The sequence below is a fragment of the Ramlibacter alkalitolerans genome (genome assembly GCF_016722765.1).
In the GTDB taxonomy this organism is placed as follows: domain Bacteria; phylum Pseudomonadota; class Gammaproteobacteria; order Burkholderiales; family Burkholderiaceae_C; genus Ramlibacter; species Ramlibacter alkalitolerans.
The window spans coordinates 324,848-342,276 of sequence record NZ_JAEQND010000004.1; the positions used below are offsets into that span (position 1 = coordinate 324,848).

The 17,429-nt window shown below is 70.0% G+C and carries 17 protein-coding genes; 8 read left to right on the plus strand and 9 right to left on the minus strand.

Annotation, left to right across the window (positions count from 1 at the left end; all coding sequences use genetic code 11):
• The 4 genes from JI746_RS09010 to JI746_RS09025 form a co-directional block, all read right to left on the minus strand.
• Complete coding sequence (locus JI746_RS09010) at positions 1-978, minus strand: carbohydrate ABC transporter permease (protein WP_330892973.1); 978 nt, start codon at positions 976-978, stop codon at positions 1-3.
• On the minus strand, positions 975-2,303 hold the full coding sequence (locus tag JI746_RS09015) for an extracellular solute-binding protein (RefSeq protein ID WP_201688660.1): 1,329 nt from the start codon (positions 2,301-2,303) through the stop codon (positions 975-977). The genes JI746_RS09010 and JI746_RS09015 overlap by 4 nt, the downstream gene beginning before the upstream one ends.
• Before the next feature lie 167 nt (positions 2,304-2,470).
• On the minus strand, positions 2,471-3,835 hold the full coding sequence (locus JI746_RS09020) for an L-serine ammonia-lyase (RefSeq protein WP_201688663.1): 1,365 nt from the start codon (positions 3,833-3,835) through the stop codon (positions 2,471-2,473).
• 10 nt (positions 3,836-3,845) lie between these two features.
• Positions 3,846-4,157 carry an NIPSNAP family protein gene (locus JI746_RS09025; protein WP_201688665.1) on the minus strand — a complete coding sequence of 104 codons (312 nt, stop codon included), beginning with the start codon at positions 4,155-4,157 and terminating at the stop codon, positions 3,846-3,848.
• Between the two features lie 138 nt (positions 4,158-4,295).
• Between JI746_RS09025 and JI746_RS09030 the strand changes: the two genes are divergently transcribed.
• The 8 genes from JI746_RS09030 to JI746_RS09065 all read left to right on the plus strand — a co-directional run bounded on the left by JI746_RS09030 (position 4,296) and on the right by JI746_RS09065 (position 12,476).
• On the plus strand, positions 4,296-4,997 hold the full coding sequence (locus JI746_RS09030) for a TetR/AcrR family transcriptional regulator (protein WP_236599680.1): 702 nt from the start codon (positions 4,296-4,298) through the stop codon (positions 4,995-4,997).
• A gap of 250 nt (positions 4,998-5,247) precedes the next feature.
• Positions 5,248-6,369, plus strand: coding sequence for a sugar ABC transporter substrate-binding protein (locus tag JI746_RS09035; protein ID WP_201688667.1), 1,122 nt, complete (start codon positions 5,248-5,250; stop codon positions 6,367-6,369).
• Positions 6,366-7,889 (plus strand): sugar ABC transporter ATP-binding protein, encoded by a 1,524-nt coding sequence (locus JI746_RS09040; protein WP_408004089.1) that lies wholly within the window; start codon positions 6,366-6,368, stop codon positions 7,887-7,889. The genes JI746_RS09035 and JI746_RS09040 overlap by 4 nt, the downstream gene beginning before the upstream one ends.
• Entirely contained in the window at positions 7,886-8,866 is a 981-nt protein-coding gene (locus JI746_RS09045; protein ID WP_201688669.1) for an ABC transporter permease, read from the plus strand. The genes JI746_RS09040 and JI746_RS09045 overlap by 4 nt, the downstream gene beginning before the upstream one ends.
• A gap of 7 nt (positions 8,867-8,873) precedes the next feature.
• Positions 8,874-9,842 (plus strand): ABC transporter permease, encoded by a 969-nt coding sequence (locus JI746_RS09050; protein ID WP_201688670.1) that lies wholly within the window; start codon positions 8,874-8,876, stop codon positions 9,840-9,842.
• A 23-nt stretch (positions 9,843-9,865) separates the two neighbouring features.
• Positions 9,866-10,795 carry an SMP-30/gluconolactonase/LRE family protein gene (locus JI746_RS09055; RefSeq protein WP_408004086.1) on the plus strand — a complete coding sequence of 310 codons (930 nt, stop codon included), beginning with the start codon at positions 9,866-9,868 and terminating at the stop codon, positions 10,793-10,795.
• Between the two features lie 66 nt (positions 10,796-10,861).
• Complete coding sequence (nudC, locus tag JI746_RS09060; protein ID WP_201688672.1) at positions 10,862-11,689, plus strand: NAD(+) diphosphatase; 828 nt, start codon at positions 10,862-10,864, stop codon at positions 11,687-11,689.
• 52 nt (positions 11,690-11,741) lie between these two features.
• A complete protein-coding gene (locus JI746_RS09065) occupies positions 11,742-12,476 on the plus strand; it encodes an esterase/lipase family protein (RefSeq protein ID WP_201688673.1) in 735 nt (244 codons plus the stop codon).
• 29 nt (positions 12,477-12,505) lie between these two features.
• Here JI746_RS09065 and JI746_RS09070 read toward each other — a convergent pair whose 3' ends face one another.
• Genes JI746_RS09070 through JI746_RS09090 form a run of 5 tightly spaced genes read right to left on the minus strand, consistent with a single transcriptional unit; the run spans position 12,506 to position 17,405 of the window.
• Positions 12,506-13,582, minus strand: a complete 1,077-nt coding sequence (locus JI746_RS09070) for an NAD-dependent epimerase/dehydratase family protein (RefSeq protein WP_201688675.1) — start codon at positions 13,580-13,582, stop codon at positions 12,506-12,508.
• 1 nt (position 13,583) lies between these two features.
• On the minus strand, positions 13,584-14,564 hold the full coding sequence (locus JI746_RS09075) for an NADPH:quinone oxidoreductase family protein (protein WP_201688677.1): 981 nt from the start codon (positions 14,562-14,564) through the stop codon (positions 13,584-13,586).
• Positions 14,561-15,790: a CaiB/BaiF CoA transferase family protein gene (locus tag JI746_RS09080; RefSeq protein ID WP_201688679.1), complete on the minus strand. Its 1,230-nt coding sequence runs from the start codon at positions 15,788-15,790 to the stop codon at positions 14,561-14,563. Before JI746_RS09080 ends, JI746_RS09075 begins: the two co-directional genes overlap by 4 nt.
• Entirely contained in the window at positions 15,787-16,644 is an 858-nt protein-coding gene (locus JI746_RS09085; RefSeq protein WP_201688680.1) for a MaoC/PaaZ C-terminal domain-containing protein, read from the minus strand. The genes JI746_RS09080 and JI746_RS09085 overlap by 4 nt, the downstream gene beginning before the upstream one ends.
• Positions 16,641-17,405, minus strand: coding sequence for a crotonase/enoyl-CoA hydratase family protein (locus tag JI746_RS09090; protein WP_201688681.1), 765 nt, complete (start codon positions 17,403-17,405; stop codon positions 16,641-16,643). The genes JI746_RS09085 and JI746_RS09090 overlap by 4 nt, the downstream gene beginning before the upstream one ends.
• Positions 17,406-17,429 lie beyond the last annotated feature (24 nt).

The following is a 17,429-nucleotide window of genomic DNA, read 5'->3' on the forward strand; positions in this document are numbered from 1 at the left end:
TCATAGCTTGCGGCTCGTGGTGCGGATGATGAACCAGGCCAGCACGAAGGTCGCCACGGCCATGATGTAGGCGAGCGCGGCACCGGTGCCGAAGGCCAGCTTGCGGAAGGTCTCGACGTACACCTGCCAGGCCACGACGTGCGAAGCGTCGGCAGGCCCGCCCTCGGTCAGCACGAAGAACAGGTCGAAGTGGCGGATCGCCATCATCGTCTCGTAGATCACGACCAGCGCGAAGCCGGGAACCAGCGAGGGCAGCGTGATGTGCAGGAAGCGCTGCCACACGTTGGCGCCGTCGACCTTGGCCGCGCTGTACAGGTCCGGTCGCACCGACTTGAGCGTGACCAGCAGCAGGATGGTCGCCAGCGGAACTTCCTTCCAGACGAAGGCGTTGGTGATCAGCCCCAGGGTCTTGTCGGTGTCGCCGAGCATGACCAGGTACTTGTCGATGAAGCCCAGTTGCAGCAGCAGCCCGTTGAGCGCGCCGTAGCCGGAGTCGTAGATCCACTTCCACATCAGCCCGTTGGCCACGTAGGGGATGGCCCAGGGAATCAGCAGGATCGCCGAGAGCACGCGGCGGCCGCGGAACTCCTGGTTCAGCAGCAGCGCCATCAGGGTGGCGATGACCATGATCGCCAGCACCGACATGAGCGTGAAGTTGACGGTGCGTAGCACCGATTCCCAGAACAGCGGATCCTGGAACACCTTCAGGTAGTTGTTGAACCAGACGAAGGGCACGCGGTGCGGGCGCGTGAGCTTCAGGTCGAACAGGCTGATCCAGAAGGAGTACAGCACCGGGAAGACGGCCACCGCCATCAGCACCGCCATCATCGGCGCCAGGAACAGCATCGCGCTGCGCTGGTCGTAGGCGCTGGAGGGGTAGCGCAGCCACGCGCGGCGCGGCCGCCTTGCCGGTGCGGCGCCGGCGGGTGAGAAGGGGGCGTCGTCCGCGGCGAGCGCAGCCCCGTCGTGCGCGTTCACGTGTCCTTGCGCAGGTCGTTCCAGGAGCCGGCCGACTTCTTCAGGGCGTCGGCCACGGTGGACTTGCCCAGCACGGCGGACTGCCAGGCCGTGCCGTTCACCTCGTCCCATTCGCCGAACCACCGGGAGATCACGTCCTTCTTGCGCGCCAGCTTCTGCTGCGCCTCGAACACCTTGATGTCGGCGTACTTGGCGTAGTTCGCCTGCACTTCCGGGTCCTTGAACATCGAAGGGATGCCGAAGCCGGAGCCCAGGTCGTTGAACAGCATCTTCTGGAACTGGTACTCGCTGCCGGCCTTGCCGCCGAACCATTCGATCAGCCTGGCGGCGTTGGCGGCGCGGGTCTTGTCCGCGGCAGCCTGCGGCGTCATGCCATGGAAGCGCATCCAGCCCACCGTGGCCGGCGAGCCGCCGGGGCCGGCCGGCATCATGGCCTGGCGCACGTGCCCGGCGACCGGCGACTGCTTGGGATCGTTGAGCGTCCGCACGCGATAGCGGCTCAGGAGGGCGAAGGCATGGTTGCCGGCGCCGAAGGCCTTCAGGCCATTGAGTTCGCCGGTCTCCACGCACGCGGGGGAGATGATCTTGTGCTTCTGCACGGCGTCCGCGATCCACTGCAGCGCGCGCTGCGCACCGCCGTTGGCCTGCGCCACGGCGGCGATACCCTTGTCGTCGACGAAGCGGCCACCGTGGGAGAACACCATGGCGGAGAGGAACTCGATCAGCCACGTTTCACGGGCCATCGACAGCATCATCGGGGCCTGCGAGAGGCCGGCGGACTTGATCTTCAGCGACTGCTGCAGCACCTCGTCCCAGGTCTTGGGCGGCTCCTTGATGCCGGCCTTCTTCAGCATCTCCTCGTTGTAGAAGAAGGCCATGTAGTCGGAGTAGTAGGTCAGGCCGTACTGCCTGCCCTTGTACGTCATCGATTCGGTGCAGAACCTGTCGGCGTCGGCGTTGTACTTCAGGAGTCCGGGGAACTGGTTCACCGGCGCCAGCCAGCCGGCGTCGGCCCATTCGGGCAGCCAGCTGTCGGACACCCACATGACGTCGATCGGCGCCTTGGCGACGAACTTGGTGATCATGGTCTCGCGGTACTGGGCCCAGGGCGAGGTGTTGTAGGCCACCTTGATGCCCGTCTTCGCCTCGAAGGCAGTCAGGTGGCTCTTGACCAGGTCCACCGCGGCCGACCAGGTGTACATGTTCAGCGCGCCGGATTGCGCCAGCGCCTCGAGCGACAGCAGGCCGCCGGCCGCCGCGCCCGCTGCTCCCGCCGCCTTCAGGAAGTCGCGCCGGGAAGCGGCGCCGTTCCAGGGGTTGTTCATGCCTCTCGCTCCTCAGGGGTGGCTGCGGCGCCCGTGCGCATGGCGACGTGCCGAGCCGGCCGGTACGCAGGCGCCCGGCCCTTCGCCGCGCGCCCGACCTTTTGCATCCAACGTGCTATTAATATATCGTCAGATGACGACAAGAGTGTTCCGGGAAATCCCCGACATCAGCAGGCCACAACGTTCACCGCCAGGCCTCCCAGCGACGTTTCCTTGTATTTGTGGTGCATGTCGGCGCCCGTGGCCTTCATGGTGGCGATCACCCGGTCGAGGGTGACCAGGTGCGTGCCGTCGCCCGCGAGCGCCAGCCGCGCGGCGTTGATGGCCTTCACCGCTCCCATTGCGTTGCGTTCGATGCAGGGCACCTGCACCAACCCGGCGACCGGATCGCAGGTCATGCCCAGGTGGTGTTCCATGGCGATTTCCGCCGCGTTCTCCACCTGTTCCGGCGAGCCACCGAGCACTGCCGCGAGGCCGGCAGCGGCCATCGACGCGGCCACCCCCACCTCGCCCTGGCAGCCGACCTCGGCACCGGAGATCGAGGCGTTCTCCTTGTAGAGCGCCCCGATGGCCGCCGCCGTGAGCAGGAAGTCGTGGCTGCGGGACGCGTCGCCCGCCGCGTGGAAGCGCTCGTGGAAGCGCAGCACCGCCGGCACGACGCCCGCCGCGCCATTGGTGGGCGCGGTGACCACGCGGCCGCCGGCGGCGTTCTCCTCGTTCACCGCCACGGCGTAGGCGTTCACCCAGTCGAGTTCACCCAGCAGCCGGACCTTCCCGCGCTCGAGCGCCTCGCGCAGGACGGCGGCGCGCCGCTGCACCCCCAGGCGCCCCGGCAGCGCGCCATGTGCCGCCAGGCCGCGGTCCATGCAGTCGAACATCACCTGGCGAATGCGGTCGAGCCCTGCGTCGATAACGGGCCGCGGCCGCAGCGCGAGTTCATTTTCCAGCGCCAGCTGCGCGATGCTCAGGCCGCGATCCGCGCAAATCCGCAGCAGTTGCTCGGCCGACGCATAGGGGTGGGGCCACTCGGTGCGGGCCCCTGCGGCGGCCTGGCGCAGTTCCTGTTCCGTGGCGACGAAACCGCCGCCGACGGAGAAGCTGGTCTGGTCGGCGAGCAGTTGCCCGGCGCTGCCGCGCGCCAGCAGCCGCATGCCGTTGGGATGCAACTCCAGGCACTCGCGGGGGTGGAAAACCAGGTCCTCGCGCTCGTCGAACGCCACGGAATGCTGCCCCAGCAGGCGGATCTCGCGGCTGCGGCCGACGGCAGCCAGCCACCCAGCAGATTGAGCGGTATCGACCGTCTCGGGATCGTAGCCCATCAAGCCGAGCAGCACCGCCTGGTCGGTGGCATGCCCCCGGCCGGTGAGCGCCAGCGAGCCATAGAGGTGGACCTCCACCCCGGCGACGGACTGCAGCCGGCCGGCATGGGACAGCGCCCGCACGAAGCGCAGCGCAATGCGCATCGGCCCCACCGTGTGCGAACTGGACGGGCCGATGCCGACCTTGAACAGGTCGAAGACGCTGACCGGCATGGGCGCCGCCCTACGCCAGGGGCGAGAACGCCGCGGGCGACAGGAACACGCTTTCCTGGTGGACCAGGTAGGGCAGCATGGACGGCACGAAGGCGGTCCATTCCGCATCCTTCGCCATCCTGGCGCGCTGCCCCGTGCGATGGCCCAGGTCGTCATAGGCCCAGAGGAAGACGACGGAGTTGAGCACCCCGCTTTCCTTGGTCCAGCAGCCCACCAGCTTGGCGTAGCGGGAGATCAGGGGCAAGCCCTGCTCCTGGTACATCCTCAGGAATTCGCCGGCCTTGCCGGGCTGGACCTGGTAGGTCCGCATTTCGTAGATCACGCTCACTCCTTGGCAGTTCGGCAGATGCCCATATCGTCAGTCATGCCTCGATTTCATCGTCACATGACGATATGATTTTGCCGCTAGAGTCCAGCCCGTGTCCACCGATTTCGCGCGCGCCGCCGTGCGCGCCCAGCAATGAAAGCCAGATCCGCAGTCCTGTCGGCCAAGACCCCCCTGCAGGCCGAAAAGCCCGCCAACGGAAAGCGCCGGGCCACGGCCCGCCTGCCCGCCGACGAACGACGGGCGCAGATCCAGGCCAAGGCCTTCGAGTTCTTCTCGGAATACGGGCTCACCGCGCAGACCCGCGCCCTGGCGGAGGCCTGCGGCGTGTCGCAGCGCCTCCTGTACAGCGCCTTCCCGAACAAGGCGGCGCTGATCAACGCCGTCTACGAGGCGGAGATCGCGGGTCCGTTCAAGGCGGTCTGGTTCGTACAACTGCGGGATCGGAAGGTGCCACTGGCCGATCGCCTGAACGACTTCTACCGCGAGTACTACGACACGATCCTCACGCGACGCTGGCTTCGGCTGTTCATCTACGCCTCGCTGGCCGAAGTGGAGATCGCGCCCACCTACATCGCGGCGATCATCCGCACGCTGCTGCTGACTATCGTCGAGGAGGCCGCATTCGACAACGGGCTCGAGATGCCGGCCGATCCTGCCGTTGCGCAGGAGATCGGCTGGGTCCTGCACGGCAACATCTCGCACCTTGCGATCCGCCGGCACGTGTACGGCGACGGCACGTCGGTGGCAGTGCGTGACGTGATCCCCATGCACGTGGACGCTTTCCTGAAGATCGTGCCGACGGTACTCGCGCCCAGCGCAGACCGGCCGAAGTAAAGCGAAGTCGCGCGCGAACCCGCGGCGAAGTCGCGCGCGAACCCGCGCCCGTGCGGCACCGGCACGCGCACGCCATCCCTGCCCTGCTGCAACTCGGCCTTGCCCCACGGCTTGCCCACGCCCCTGGGAGTGGCAATTCGGGTGCTCGTATGATCGCGCCGCAACCCTGCAGCATCAGCAGGCGCTGTGTTGTTCTGCCGGTGACGGAGGACGCGCCATCGGCCGTTGATCCCAACCCTAGGAGACAGCCATGAACTCACGCACGCGCACCGTCGCCGCAGCAGCGGCGCTTGTTGCAGGGTCCGCCATTGCGGCGGGGCCCGCCGTCGTCGGCGGCCCGGGCGAGAACCCCTCCTGCTTCAAGCCCTGGGACGCCAGCACCAAGTACTTCCAGTGGCCGGCGAAGAAGGGGCCGTACCGCCTCGCGCTGGCCAACGGCTTCGTCGGCAACACGTGGCGCATCCAGATGATCAAGATGGCGAAGGCCTACGCGGCGACGCCGGAGATGGCCTCGCAGCTCAAGGAGTTCAAGATCGTCTCCACCGGCACCGACGTGGCGGCGCAGATCGCGGCGATCGACAACTTCATCAACTCGGGCTACGACGCGATCGTGACGATCGCAGTGAACCCGACGGCCTTCGCGCCGGTGATCAAGCGCGCCAACGCCAAGGGCGTGGTGATCGTTCCCTTCGACAACGTCCTGGACAGCACCGAGGTGATGATGGTCAACGAGGACCAGCTCGCCATGGGCCAGCAGTCCGGCGAGTGGGTGGTGAAGAACATCCCGTCGAAGTCCGGCAAGCTGCTGGAGGTGCGCGGCGTGCCCGGCAACTCCGTCGACCGCGACCGCCACCTCGGCTTCCGCAAGGTCGTCGAGGCCCCGGGCAGCAAGTTCGAGGTGGTGGAAGTCGTGGGCAACTGGGACGACGGCACCGCGCAGAAGGCGGTGGCGGACGCGGTCGCCGTGCACAAGAAGTTCGACGGCATGTTCGTGCAGGGCGGCTCCACCGGCGCGGTGCGCGCCCTGATCGACGCGAAGCACAAGATGATCCCGGTGGCGGGCGAGGCCGAGAACGGTTTCCGCAAGCTGTGCGCCGAACGCGCCAAGGACGGCCTGGTGTGCGCCTCGCTGGGCCAGTCGCCCGGCCTGGTGGCGATCTCCATGAAGGCGGCGGTGACGGCGCTGCAGGGCAAGGTGATGCCGCAGATGATCTCGGTGCCGATCCCCACGGCGACGCACCCGAACTTCAAGTCGGGCGAGAACTACTTCCCCAACCTGACCGACAACTTCTTCACCACCACCGACTTCCCGCCCTGCGGCGTGACGCTGAAGGCCACGGACATCATGGCGAAGGACGAGAAGAACAACTGACGGCCTCCGTGTCGGATCCCGTCCTGCGGCTGGTCGAGGTCTCCAAGCGCTACGGCGGGGTGCGGGCGCTCGAGCGCGCGAGCTTCGCCTGCGCGGCTGGCCGCATCCACGCCCTGCTGGGCGAGAACGGCGCGGGCAAGTCCACGCTGATCAAGGTGATGGCCGGCGTGGTGCAGCCGGACGAAGGGCGCCTGCTGCTCGAGGGGCAGGAGCGCCGCTTCGCGCACCCGCAGGAGGCGGTGGCCGCCGGCATCGCCTGCATCTTCCAGGAGCTGTCGCTGCTGCCGGACCTGAGCGTCGCCGACAACATCTGCATCACCAACCCGCCGCGCCGCTTCGGCCTGATCGACCGCAAGGCGCAGCGCCGCATCGCGCAGGCGGCGCTGCAACGCGCGGGCGCCGGCGACATCCATCCGCTCGCGCCGGTGGCGAGCCTGCCGCTGTCGAAGCGGCAGCTGGTGGAGATCGCCAAGGCGCTGGCGCGCGCGCCCAAGATCCTGATCCTGGACGAGGCGACTTCGGCGCTCCCCGCTGCGGAAGTCAAGCGCGTGTTCGCGCTGCTGCGGCGGCTGCGGGACGAAGGCCTGGCCATCGTCTACATCTCGCACCGCATGCACGAGGTGACCGAGCTGGCCGACGACTGCTCGGTGTTCCGCAACGGCAGCCAGGTGGCGAGCTTCGCGGCGGGCACGCGCACCGACGCGCAGGTGGTCGAGATGATGATCGGCCGCGACATCGCGCATGCCTTTCCGCCCAAGCCCGCCCCGGCGGCGGCCGCTGCGTCGCCAGCGCTGGAGGTGCGCGGCCTGTCGTGGGCCGGGCGCCTGCACGCGGTCGACCTGGCCGTGCGGCCCGGCGAGATCGTGGGCCTCGGCGGACTCGACGGCCAGGGTCAGCGCGAGCTGTTCCTCGCCTTGTTCGGCGTGTTGCGCGGGGTGAGCGGCGAGGTGCGGGTCGATGGCCGGCCCGCGCGCCTCGCCGGGCCGCGTGCGGCCAAGGGGCTGGGCATCGCGCTGGTGCCGGAGGACCGCAAGACCGACGGGCTGCTGCTGCCGATGTCGGTGAACGACAACCTGAGCCTCGCGGCGCTGGACCGCCTCAGCCGGGCGGGGGTGCTGCAGCTCGCCGACGAAGGCCATGCGGTCGCCGGCATGATGCGGCGGCTCGCGATCAAGGCGGGCAGCGGCGAGGACGCGGTGGGCACGCTCTCGGGCGGCAACCAGCAGAAGGTGGTGATCGGCAAGTGGCTGCTGAACACGCCGCGCGTGCTGCTGCTGAACGATCTCACCCGCGGCATCGACGTCGGCACCAAGCAGGAGATCTATGCGCTCGTGCGGACCCTCGCCGACGAAGGTGCCGCGGTGCTGCTCTATTCCACCGACTATGCGGAGCTGATCGGCTGCTGCGACCGGGTGGCCGTGTTCTACGACGGCCGCATCGTGCGCTGGCTGGAGGGGGCGGCCCTCACCGAGCGCGCCCTGGTCGCGAGCGCGCTCAACCTCGAGGAGGCGACGGCATGAACGACTGGCGCTACCACCTGCGCGAGCATCGCGGCACGCTGGGCGCCGTGGCGCTGTTCGTCGCGCTGTTCGCCCTCTACATGGCCAAGCACCCGGCGGGCTGGAACCGCGACGTGCTCACCACCGCGGCCAACAAGGGCGTGCTGCTGGCCATCGTCGCCATGGCGCAGACCCTGCCGGTGCTGATGGGAGGCATCGACCTGTCGGTCGGCATGGTGTTCGTGCTGGCGAACTGCATCGCATCGCACCTGGTGGTCGGCTCCGCACTGCACGCCGGCGCCGGCGTGCTGGCGGTGCTGGCGGCCGGCGCCGCCTGCGGCCTGGTCAACGGACTCGTCATCGTGTTCGGGCGGCTGCAGCCGATCATCACCACGCTGGCCACCGGCATCATCTACTTCGGCCTGGCCCTCGGCCTGCGCCCGGTCCCCGGCGGCGACGTGCACGCCGGGCTGGCCGACGCGTTGACGGGCGCCCTCCCCGGCGGCGTGCCGGCCATGCTGGTCGTGCTGCTCGCCGTGGTGCTGGTGGTCTGGGTGCCTTACCGCCGCTCGGTGCCGGGGCGCGCGGCGCTGGCGATGGGGTCCTCGGAAGCCGCGAGCTACATGTCGGGCGTGGCGATGGGGCGGACCACGCTGGTCACCTACACGCTCGCGGGCCTGCTCGCGGCCATCGGCGGCCTGCTGCTCACCTTCGTGACCTACTCGGGCGAGGCCTCGCAGGCGATCGGCGGCGTCTACACGCTCAACTCCATCGCCGCCGTGGTGCTGGGCGGCACGTCGCTGGCCGGCGGCTTCGGCAGCGCGGTCGGTTCGGTGTTCGGCGCCTTCGCGCTGCGCACCATCGGCGACCTGCTGTTCGTGTTCGACCTGGAGCCCCTGTGGCAGCCGCTGTTCCAGGGCGTGATCCTGCTGGCCGCCGTCTGCTTCGGTTCGCTGCGGCTGCTGCGCGTGGGCAACCGGCTGGCGCTGTTCCGGTGAGCACGGCATGACCGCGATCGCCCTGCGCCTGAGAGGCTCGCGCCACCTGCCGGTGATGGCCGGCGCCGCCTGCACCGTGGCGCTGCTGCTCGTGGGCAGCCTCTATTCGAGCAACTTCCTGTCGCCCGAGTACCTCCTGCTGCAGCTCCAGATCGCCTCCTTCCTCGGCATCATCGCCACGGGCGCGATGCTGGTGATCCTGCTGGGGGGCATCGACCTGTCGGTGCCCTGGGCGGTGACGGTGGGCGGCATGATGTCCGCCGCTGCCGCCGGCTGGTGGGGCGGTGCGGCGGCCGCCTTCGCCATTCCCTTCGGCATCCTCTGCGGCGCGGCGCTCGGCTTGCTGAACGGCATCGGCGTGGCCTACCTGCGCGTGCCTTCGATGATCTTCACGCTGGGCATCAACGCCGTCGCGCAGGGGCTGATCGTGGTCCATACCGGCGGATTCGCGCCGCAGGACCGCGCCACGCCGGCGATGCACCTGATCGCCACCGGCCGCTCGCTGTTCGGCATCCCCAACGCCCTGCTCGCTTGGGCCGCCGTGGGCGGCGCCACGCTGTTCCTGCTGCACCGGACCAGCTTCGGCCGCGCCGTGTACGCGGTCGGCAACCGGGAGCGCGCCGCCTACCTCTCCGGCATCGCCACGCGGCGCGTCACCCTGCTCTGCTTCGTGTTCGCCGGGGCCTGTTCGGCCGCCGCGGGCGTGCTGCTCACGGGCTATTCCACCAAGGCGTACCAGGCGATGGGCGACGCCTACCAGCTGCCGGCCATCGCCGCCGTGGTGCTGGGCGGCACCCACATCCTGGGCGGCCGCGGCTTCTACCTGGGCACGGTCGTCGGCGTGGTGCTGATCACCCTGCTGCAGTCCATCCTCTCGGTGATGCAGATCCCGGAGATGGGGCGCCAGGTCGCCTACGGCCTGGTGATCATCGCGATGCTGCTGGTGTACGGCCGCGGCCGCCGGCACGCGGGTTGAACGCGGCCGCCGGGAGACGGACCATGGCGATGGAACTTACCGACAGCTTCGAGGTCATCGACGCGCGCTTTCGCAAGCTCGCCTTCGGCAACGTGCACCTGGAGCGGCTGTACACCGGCTGCCGCTGGGCCGAAGGGCCGGCGTGGTTCGCGGCGGGTCGCTACCTGGTGTGGTCGGACATCCCGAACGACCGCATGCTGCGCTGGGACGAAACCGACGGATCGGTCTCGGTCTTCCGGCAGCCGGCGCTGAACACCAACGGGCACACCGTGGATGCGCAGGGCCGCCTCGTCTCCTGCGAGCACCGCGGCCGCTGCGTATCGCGCACCGAGCACGACGGCACGCGCCGCGTGCTGGCCGACCGCTACGAAGGCGCGCGCTTCAACTCGCCCAACGACGTGGTGGTGAAGTCGGACGGCAGCATCTGGTTCTCGGATCCCAGCTACGGCATCGACAGCGACTACGAGGGCGATGCAGCGTCGAGCGAACTCGGCGCCTGTTGCGTGTACCGCATCGCGCCCGACCTGCGCAGCGTGACGCGCGTGGCGAGCGACTTCGTGCAGCCCAACGGATTGGCGTTCTCGCCCGACGAACGCTGGCTGTACGTCGTGGACACCGGGGCGACGCACCGGGAGGACGGCCCCCGCCACATCCGGCGCTTCCGCGTGCAGGACGACGGCGCCCGCATCGACGGCGGCGAAGTGTTCGCGGAATGCGGCAACGGCCTGTTCGACGGGCTGCGGGTCGACGTCCACGGCAACGTCTGGACCAGCGCCGGCGACGGCGTGCATTGCCATGCACCCGACGGCACGCTGACGGGCAAGATCCGGGTGCCCGAGGCGGTGGCGAACGTGTGCTTCGGCGGGCCCAAGCTGAATCGCCTGTTCATCTGCGCCACGACCTCGCTCTATGCGGTGTACCTGAACACGCGGGGGGCTGGGCGGCCCGTGTGACGCCGCTGCGGCACGAGCCGCCCCTCCCGGCGCGCCGGAGCTTGCCGGGCCTGCCTATCATCGGCCATGCTCGTCACACCCTCGCACTTCGTCGCGCTGCACGCGCCGCAGCCCGGCGCACCGGAGCACATCTTCGTCTTCCGCGGCGGCGCCTTGCTGGTGCGCGAACCGGACCTCGCCTTGCCGACCGAGGCCGAGTGCCTCGCACTGGGCGTGCCGCTCGCGGATTCGCGCCCCGTCGGCATGCTGGGCCCGCACTATTGCCGGGCCGCCTGGGTGGAGGCCGACGCGGCGGAGCCCGCCGGGGGTTTCGCCTTCCGGCCGCTGCGCTCGCTGTTCGGCGCCCTGGCCACCGACCTGATGGCGGTGGCCGGCCGCGCCTTCCAGGTGGCCGAATGGGCGCGCACGCATCGCTTCTGCGGCGCCTGCGGCGGCCTCATGGAAGCGCTCGCGGGTGAGCGGTGCATGCGTTGCACCGCCTGCGGCCATGCGGCGTACCCGCGCATCTCGCCGGCCATGATGGTGCTGGTGCGCAAGGGGGAGGCCATCCTGCTGGCCCGCAATGCAGCCTCGCCCACCGGTCGCTTCAGCGCGCTGGCCGGGTTCCTCGAAGCGGGCGAGTCGGTCGAGGATGCGGTGCACCGCGAGGTGTTCGAGGAGGTCGGGTTGCGCGTGCGCGACCTGCGCTACTTCGGCAGCCAGTCGTGGCCGTTTCCGCACTCGCTGATGATCGCCTTCACGGCGGAGTGGGCCGGCGGCGAGATCACGGTGGACGCGCGCGAGATCGCCGAAGCGCGCTGGTTCGGACCCGGCGACCCGCTGCCCGAGTTCGCGACCGGCGTGTCCATTTCCGGGGAGCTGATTCGCGCCAACCTGCCGCGCGCTGCGGCATAGCGGGCTGCGCAGCCCCGCATTGCTCCAGCGGGTGTCGGTCCACGGTGTGTCCATGGATTCCAGCGCTGCCCCGCGTGTCCGGCCGCCGCCCCTGTCGCTGCTCGCCATCGAGCCCGTGCGCGGTCTGTTCACCCTGGCGGCGGCGACGTTCCGCGCGCACTGCGAACGCGTCGGCGACGGTCACCCGGTCGTGGTGTTTCCCGGCCTGGGCGCCGGCCCCTGGACCACCCGTCCCCTGCGCCGGTTCCTCATCGACGCCGGATTCGACGCCCGCTGCTGGGGTCGCGGCATGAACATGGGCCCCGAGCGCGACTTCGACGGCTGGATCGACATCCTGGAGGCCGACGTGCGCCGCTGGCATGCGGACAGCGGCCGCAAAGTGAGCCTGGTCGGCTGGAGCCTGGGCGGGATCTATGCCCGCGAACTGGGCAAGCGGGCGCCCGCGTGCGTGCGGCAGGTCCTCACCCTGGGCACGCCGTTCGCCGCCATCCTCGGCGCGACGCGTGCCGAGCGCCTTTACCGGCTTCTGAACCGCAATGCGGCGCCGTTGACCGCAGAACTCGAGGCGCGGCTGCGCCCGACCCCGCCGGTCCCGACGACGTCCATCTACAGCAAGAGCGACGGCATCGTGGGCTGGCGCGGCTGCATCGAGCAGGCAGGCGCCCTGTCCGAGAGCATCGAGGTCCGTTCCAGCCACATGGGACTGGGAACCGACCCGCAAGTTCTGCGGATCGTGGCGAACCGGCTCGCGCAGCCTGAAGGCGACTGGCGCCCGCGGACCACGTAAACGGAGGAGGAGCACCTCGTGCAGGGGCCCTACCCCCCAGGCAGGTAGCGCAGCCTCCTCATCGCGTTCAGGTGCTGCACGATGCACTCCTCCGTGTCGATGCAATCCTGGAAGCCGTGCTGGCGCAGCTTGATCGTCGAGACGATAGGGGGAACCGGCAGCGGTCGCCGCGAAGCCCAGGTCGCGTCTGCGTATTGCCAGGACAGGCCGAGAAGCCGGTCGAGGTCAGGCACTGAGAGGCCTTCGCGCTCCGCCATGCGCCGCCAGGTCTGCGCATGGCGCGGCATCTCCTGCGCCATCTTCTGCTCGCTCGGCTCGCCGGGCTTCAGGCCGAACTCGCGCGCCAGCCGTTCGAAGAAGGTGCTCCAGACGATCACGTCGCCGTTGGCGATGTTGAAGGCCTCGGCGTGCGCGCGCGGTTCATTCCAGGCCCATTCGACCGCGGCCGCAATCAGGCGCGCGTCGGTGCATTCCGTCAGCAGCTGCGGATGGCCGGGATAGCGCAGCGGCTGGCCCAGCTCGCGCGCGATGGCGGCGTAGGCGCCCAGCGCCGCGACCGGGTTCATGGCGCTGCCGACGGCCACGCCCAGCACGATCTGCGGCCGCAGCACCGTCCAGCGAAAGCCCGCCGCGGCCGAGCGCGCCGCGACCAGGTCCTCCTGCTCGAAATAGAAGTTCGCGTGGTCGCGCACCGCGTCGTGCTCGCGCGCCGGCACGCGCATGGGCCGCCCGGTGTGCACGCCATAGGCCTTGGTGCCTTGCAGCAGCGTGAGGTGTTCCAGCGGCGCGCCCTGCAGCGCGTCCAGCAGGTTGCGGAGCATCGCCGTATTGAGCGCCGCGTTGCCCGCGTCGCGCCAGCCGCGCAGCAGGTCCGGCTGCTCCGACAGCGCCGCATAGACGATGTGGGTCGTGTCGCGATGCGCGGCGAGCGCGCGGGCGGTTGCCTCGGGGTCGCGCAGGTCCACCGCCACCCATTCGGCTTCGGGCGCGAAGTCCGCCGCCCGGCGCGACAGGGCAACCAACTCCACCCCCGCACGGCCGGCGAAGCGTTCGACCGCGGCGCGCCCCACCACGCCCAACGCGCCGGCGACGAGCACCTTGGCCACCTCAGGCTCCCGTCGTCAGCACGAACTTGCCCGTGACCTTGCGGTCCATGACCTGCTGCAGGGCCTCGGCGCAGCGTTCGAGCGGATAGACGCCGCTGATGCGCGGGTGCAGCCTGCCTTCGCGCACCCAGCCGACCAGCTCGCGCAGTTCCTCCTCGTTGCGCCGCGGCTCGGCGCGCACGAAGGCGCCCCAGAACACGCCCACGATGGAGCAGCCCTTGAGCAGCGCCAGGTTCAGCGGGATGCTGGGAATCGGGCCGGCGGCGAAGCCGACCACCAGGAAGCGGCCGCGCCACGCCATCGAGCGCAGCGCCGGCTCGCTCAGGTCGCCGCCCACCGGGTCGTACACCACGTCGACGCCGCGGCCGTCGGTCAGGGCCTTGATCCGCTCGCGCAGGTCCTGCGTGGCGTAGTTGATCGTGGCATCGGCGCCGTGCTCGCGGCACACCGCCAGCTTCTCGTCCGACGAAGCCGCCGCGATCACACGCGCGCCCAGCGCCTTCGCGATTTCGACCGCCGCCAAGCCGACCCCGCCGGCCGCGCCCAGCACCAGCACCGTCTCGCCCGCTTTCAGCGCACCGCGATCCTTGAGCGCGTGATGCGAGGTGCCGTAGGCGATCAGGAAGCCCGCCGCCGTCTCGAAGTCCATGTCGTGGGGCATGGGGATCACGCGCTCGGCCGGCGCCAGCACCTGCTGCGCATAGCCGCCCCAGGTGGTTGCGGCGATCACGCGCGCGCCGACGCGCAGGCCGGCCACGCCCTCCCCCAGCGCCTTCACCACGCCCGCCACTTCGGCGCCGGGCGAGAACGGCAGTTCCGGCTTGAACTGGTACTTGCCCTGGATGATCAGGGTGTCGGGGAAGTTCACGCCGGCGGCATGCACCTCGATCAGGACCTGGCCGGCGCCGGGCATCGGGGCGGGGACCTCCTCGACGACCAGCGACGAGGGCGGCCCGTATTGCTTGCACAGCACGGCTTTCATGCGGCGATGACTTTCTGTTGCGCGAGGCGCTCGATCTCCGCGTCGTCGAGCTGCAGCACGTCGCGCAGGATCTCGGCGGTGTGTTCGCCCAGCAGCGGCGGCGCACGGTGGTATTCGAGCGGGGTTTCGGAAAAGTTCAGCGGATTGGCGACGACCTGCATCGTCCCCGCGAGCGGATGCGGGACGGTGCGAACCATGCGGCGATGGCGGATCTGCGGGTCCTCGTACACCTGGTCGAAGTTGTAGATCGGCGCGGCCGGCACCACGGCCTCGCGCAGCAGCGGGATCCAGTGCGCGATCGGCTGCTCCTTCAGGAGGCCAGCAACGATGGGCAGCAACTCCTGCTTGTGCGCCACCCGGCTGGGCGTCGTGGCGAAGCGCTCCTCCTTCGCCAGATCGGGGCGGCCCAGCACCTTGCACAGCTGCGTGAACTGCTTGTCGTTGCCCACCGCGATCATGATCTTGCCGTCGGCGCAATCGAAGTCGCCGTAAGGCGCGGTGAGCTGCGAACCCATGCCCACGCGCACCGGAAGCTGGCCCGCGACCAGATAGCTCATGGCCATCGAGGAGGTCGCCGCCACCTGCGCATCGAGCAGCGCGAGGTCGATGTGCTGGCCGCGGCCGGTCACCGTGTCGCGGTGGTGCAGTGCCGCCAGGATGCCGATGGTGGCGTAGAAGCCGGACGTGAGGTCCGAGACCGGGTAGCCAGCGCGCTGGGGGCCGGCGCCCGGCTGGCCCTCCGGCACGCCGGTGAGCGCCATCACCCCGCCCATGGCCTGGAACAGCAGGTCGTAGCCGGGCATCTGGCTGTAGGGACCGCTCTGGCCGAAGCCGGTGATCGAGCAGTACACCAGCCGCGGGTTCACCTCGCGCAGCGATCCGTAGTCCAGTCCGTAGCGCTTCAGGTCGCCGGTCTTGAAGTTCTCGATCACCACGTCGGACTCCGCGGCCAGCCGCCGCACCAGCGCCTGGCCCTCCGGCTTCGTCAGGTCGATGGTGATCGAGCGCTTCGCGCGGTTGGTGGAGAGGAAGGTCGATCGCTCGCCGGTTTCCCGGCCTTCGCGGTCCTTCAGGCGCGCGCCCTGGTCCCGCAGGTCGTCGCCGCTGCCGGGACGCTCCACCTTGATGACGTCGGCACCGAAGTCGCCGAGCATCTGCCCGGCCCACGGCCCCGAGAGGACGCGGCTGAGATCCAGCACGCGGATGTTGGAAAGAATGCCCGTCATGCCGCCACCTCGAACCAGCCGTTGTTGACCACCACCACCTGGCGTGCCGGCACGCTGGTGCGATACGCGAAGCGGCCCCTGCCCTCGCGCCAGATCTCGATGCGCAGCGTGTCGCCGGGGAACACCGGCGCGGAGAAGCGGCCGCCGAGCGCGCGCACCGCGGCGGGGTCGCTGTCGCACAGCCGCTTCATCAAGCCGTGGCAGGTGGCGCCGAAGGTCGCGAGCCCGTGCAGGATCGGCCGTTCGAAGCCGGCGGCGCGCGCTGCGCGCGGGTCGGAGTGCAGCGGGTTGTAGTCGCCGGAGAGGCGGTAGACCAGGGCGCCCTGCGGAGACGTCGGATGCTCGATGGCGGTGTCCGGCGCGCGGTCCGGCAGCGGATGCGGCGCCGGGGCCTCGGTCTTGCCGCCGAAGCCGCCGTCGCCGCGGCAGAACACGGTCTGGTTCACCGTCGCGAGCAGCTCGTTCGTGGCCACGTCGCGGATCTCGCGTTCCACGTAGACGAGCGCGCCGCGCTCCCGGCCCTTGTCCACCAGGTCGACGATGCGGCTCACGCCGCGCACGTGGCCTTCGGCCGGCAGCGGACGGTGGATGCGGAAGGCGTGCTCACCGTGGACGGTCCTGACCGCATCGATCCCGAAAGACGGGTCGCGCATCCAGAAGCCGGGATAGCCCAGCACGTCCGCCATCGAGGGATGCACCTTCAGGCGCGTCTCGTCGAGGAAAGGCAGGTCGGCCTCGTCCATCGGATCGAGGCCGACGCCGATGCCGAGCGCATACAGCGCGCAGTCGCGCCAGCCGTAGCGCTGCTCGATCTCCGGAATCTGCGCGGAAAAAAGCTGCTTGGGATCGATCATCTGCCCTGCCACACCGGTTTGCGCTTCTCGGCGAACGCGGCGGAGCCTTCGCGCGCGTCCTGCGAGGTGAACACGTGTTCCGTCAGCGCCGCCTGCCGGTCCCACACTTCCTCGGCCGACCAGTCCTGCGACTCGACGATCACGCGCTTGCTGGCGGCCACCGACAGGGGCCCGTTGCCGGCGACGGTGGCGGCGAGGCGCCTGGCCTCGTCCAGCGCCTGGCCTGCGGGCACGAGCCGGTTGATCAGCCCGTACTCATAGGCACGCCGGGCCGGAAACATGTCTCCGGTGAGCGCGAGTTCCAGCGCGATGCGGTACGGCAACTGCCGCGGCAGGCGCACCAGGCCGCCGGCCGTCGCCGCCAACCCGCGCTTGACTTCGGGCACGCCGAACTGCGCCGACTCCGACGCGACCACCAGGTCGCAGGCGAGCACGAGCTCGAAGCCGCCCGCCAGTGCGTAGCCTTCGACGGCAGCGATCAGCGGCTTGCGCGGCGGCTTGCGCGTGAGGCCGCCGAAGCCGCGGCCAGGGATGCTCGGACGCTCGCCGCGCAGGAAACCCTTGAGGTCCATGCCCGCGCAGAAGGTACCGCCGGCGCCGGTGAGGATGCCGATGCGCAGGTCGTCCCGCGCATCCAGGTCGTCCAGCGCCGCGGCGATCGCGGTGGCGGCCGCGAGCGTCATCGCGTTGCGCGCTTCCGGCCGGTTGATGGTGATCGTGAGGATGCCGTCGCCGGCTTCGACCAGCACTTCGGATGTCATGGGGAATGCCTTTCGCGTTGGACG

Excerpts from the sequence above, each read along its gene's own strand:
- JI746_RS09015 (WP_201688660.1), bottom strand. The coding sequence starts at position 2,303 with ATGAACAACCCCTGGAACGGCGCCGCTTCCCGGCGCGACTTCCTGAAG.
- JI746_RS09020 (WP_201688663.1), bottom strand. The coding sequence starts at position 3,835 with ATGCCGGTCAGCGTCTTCGACCTGTTCAAGGTCGGCATCGGCCCGTCC.
- JI746_RS09030 (WP_236599680.1), top strand. The coding sequence starts at position 4,296 with ATGAAAGCCAGATCCGCAGTCCTGTCGGCCAAGACCCCCCTGCAGGCC.
- JI746_RS09035 (WP_201688667.1), top strand. The coding sequence starts at position 5,248 with ATGAACTCACGCACGCGCACCGTCGCCGCAGCAGCGGCGCTTGTTGCA.
- JI746_RS09045 (WP_201688669.1), top strand. The coding sequence starts at position 7,886 with ATGAACGACTGGCGCTACCACCTGCGCGAGCATCGCGGCACGCTGGGC.
- JI746_RS09050 (WP_201688670.1), top strand. The coding sequence starts at position 8,874 with ATGACCGCGATCGCCCTGCGCCTGAGAGGCTCGCGCCACCTGCCGGTG.
- JI746_RS09055 (WP_408004086.1), top strand. The coding sequence starts at position 9,866 with ATGGCGATGGAACTTACCGACAGCTTCGAGGTCATCGACGCGCGCTTT.
- nudC (WP_201688672.1), top strand. The coding sequence starts at position 10,862 with ATGCTCGTCACACCCTCGCACTTCGTCGCGCTGCACGCGCCGCAGCCC.
- JI746_RS09065 (WP_201688673.1), top strand. The coding sequence starts at position 11,742 with ATGGATTCCAGCGCTGCCCCGCGTGTCCGGCCGCCGCCCCTGTCGCTG.
- JI746_RS09075 (WP_201688677.1), bottom strand. The coding sequence starts at position 14,564 with ATGAAAGCCGTGCTGTGCAAGCAATACGGGCCGCCCTCGTCGCTGGTC.
- JI746_RS09080 (WP_201688679.1), bottom strand. The coding sequence starts at position 15,790 with ATGACGGGCATTCTTTCCAACATCCGCGTGCTGGATCTCAGCCGCGTC.
- JI746_RS09085 (WP_201688680.1), bottom strand. The coding sequence starts at position 16,644 with ATGATCGATCCCAAGCAGCTTTTTTCCGCGCAGATTCCGGAGATCGAG.
- JI746_RS09090 (WP_201688681.1), bottom strand. The coding sequence starts at position 17,405 with ATGACATCCGAAGTGCTGGTCGAAGCCGGCGACGGCATCCTCACGATC.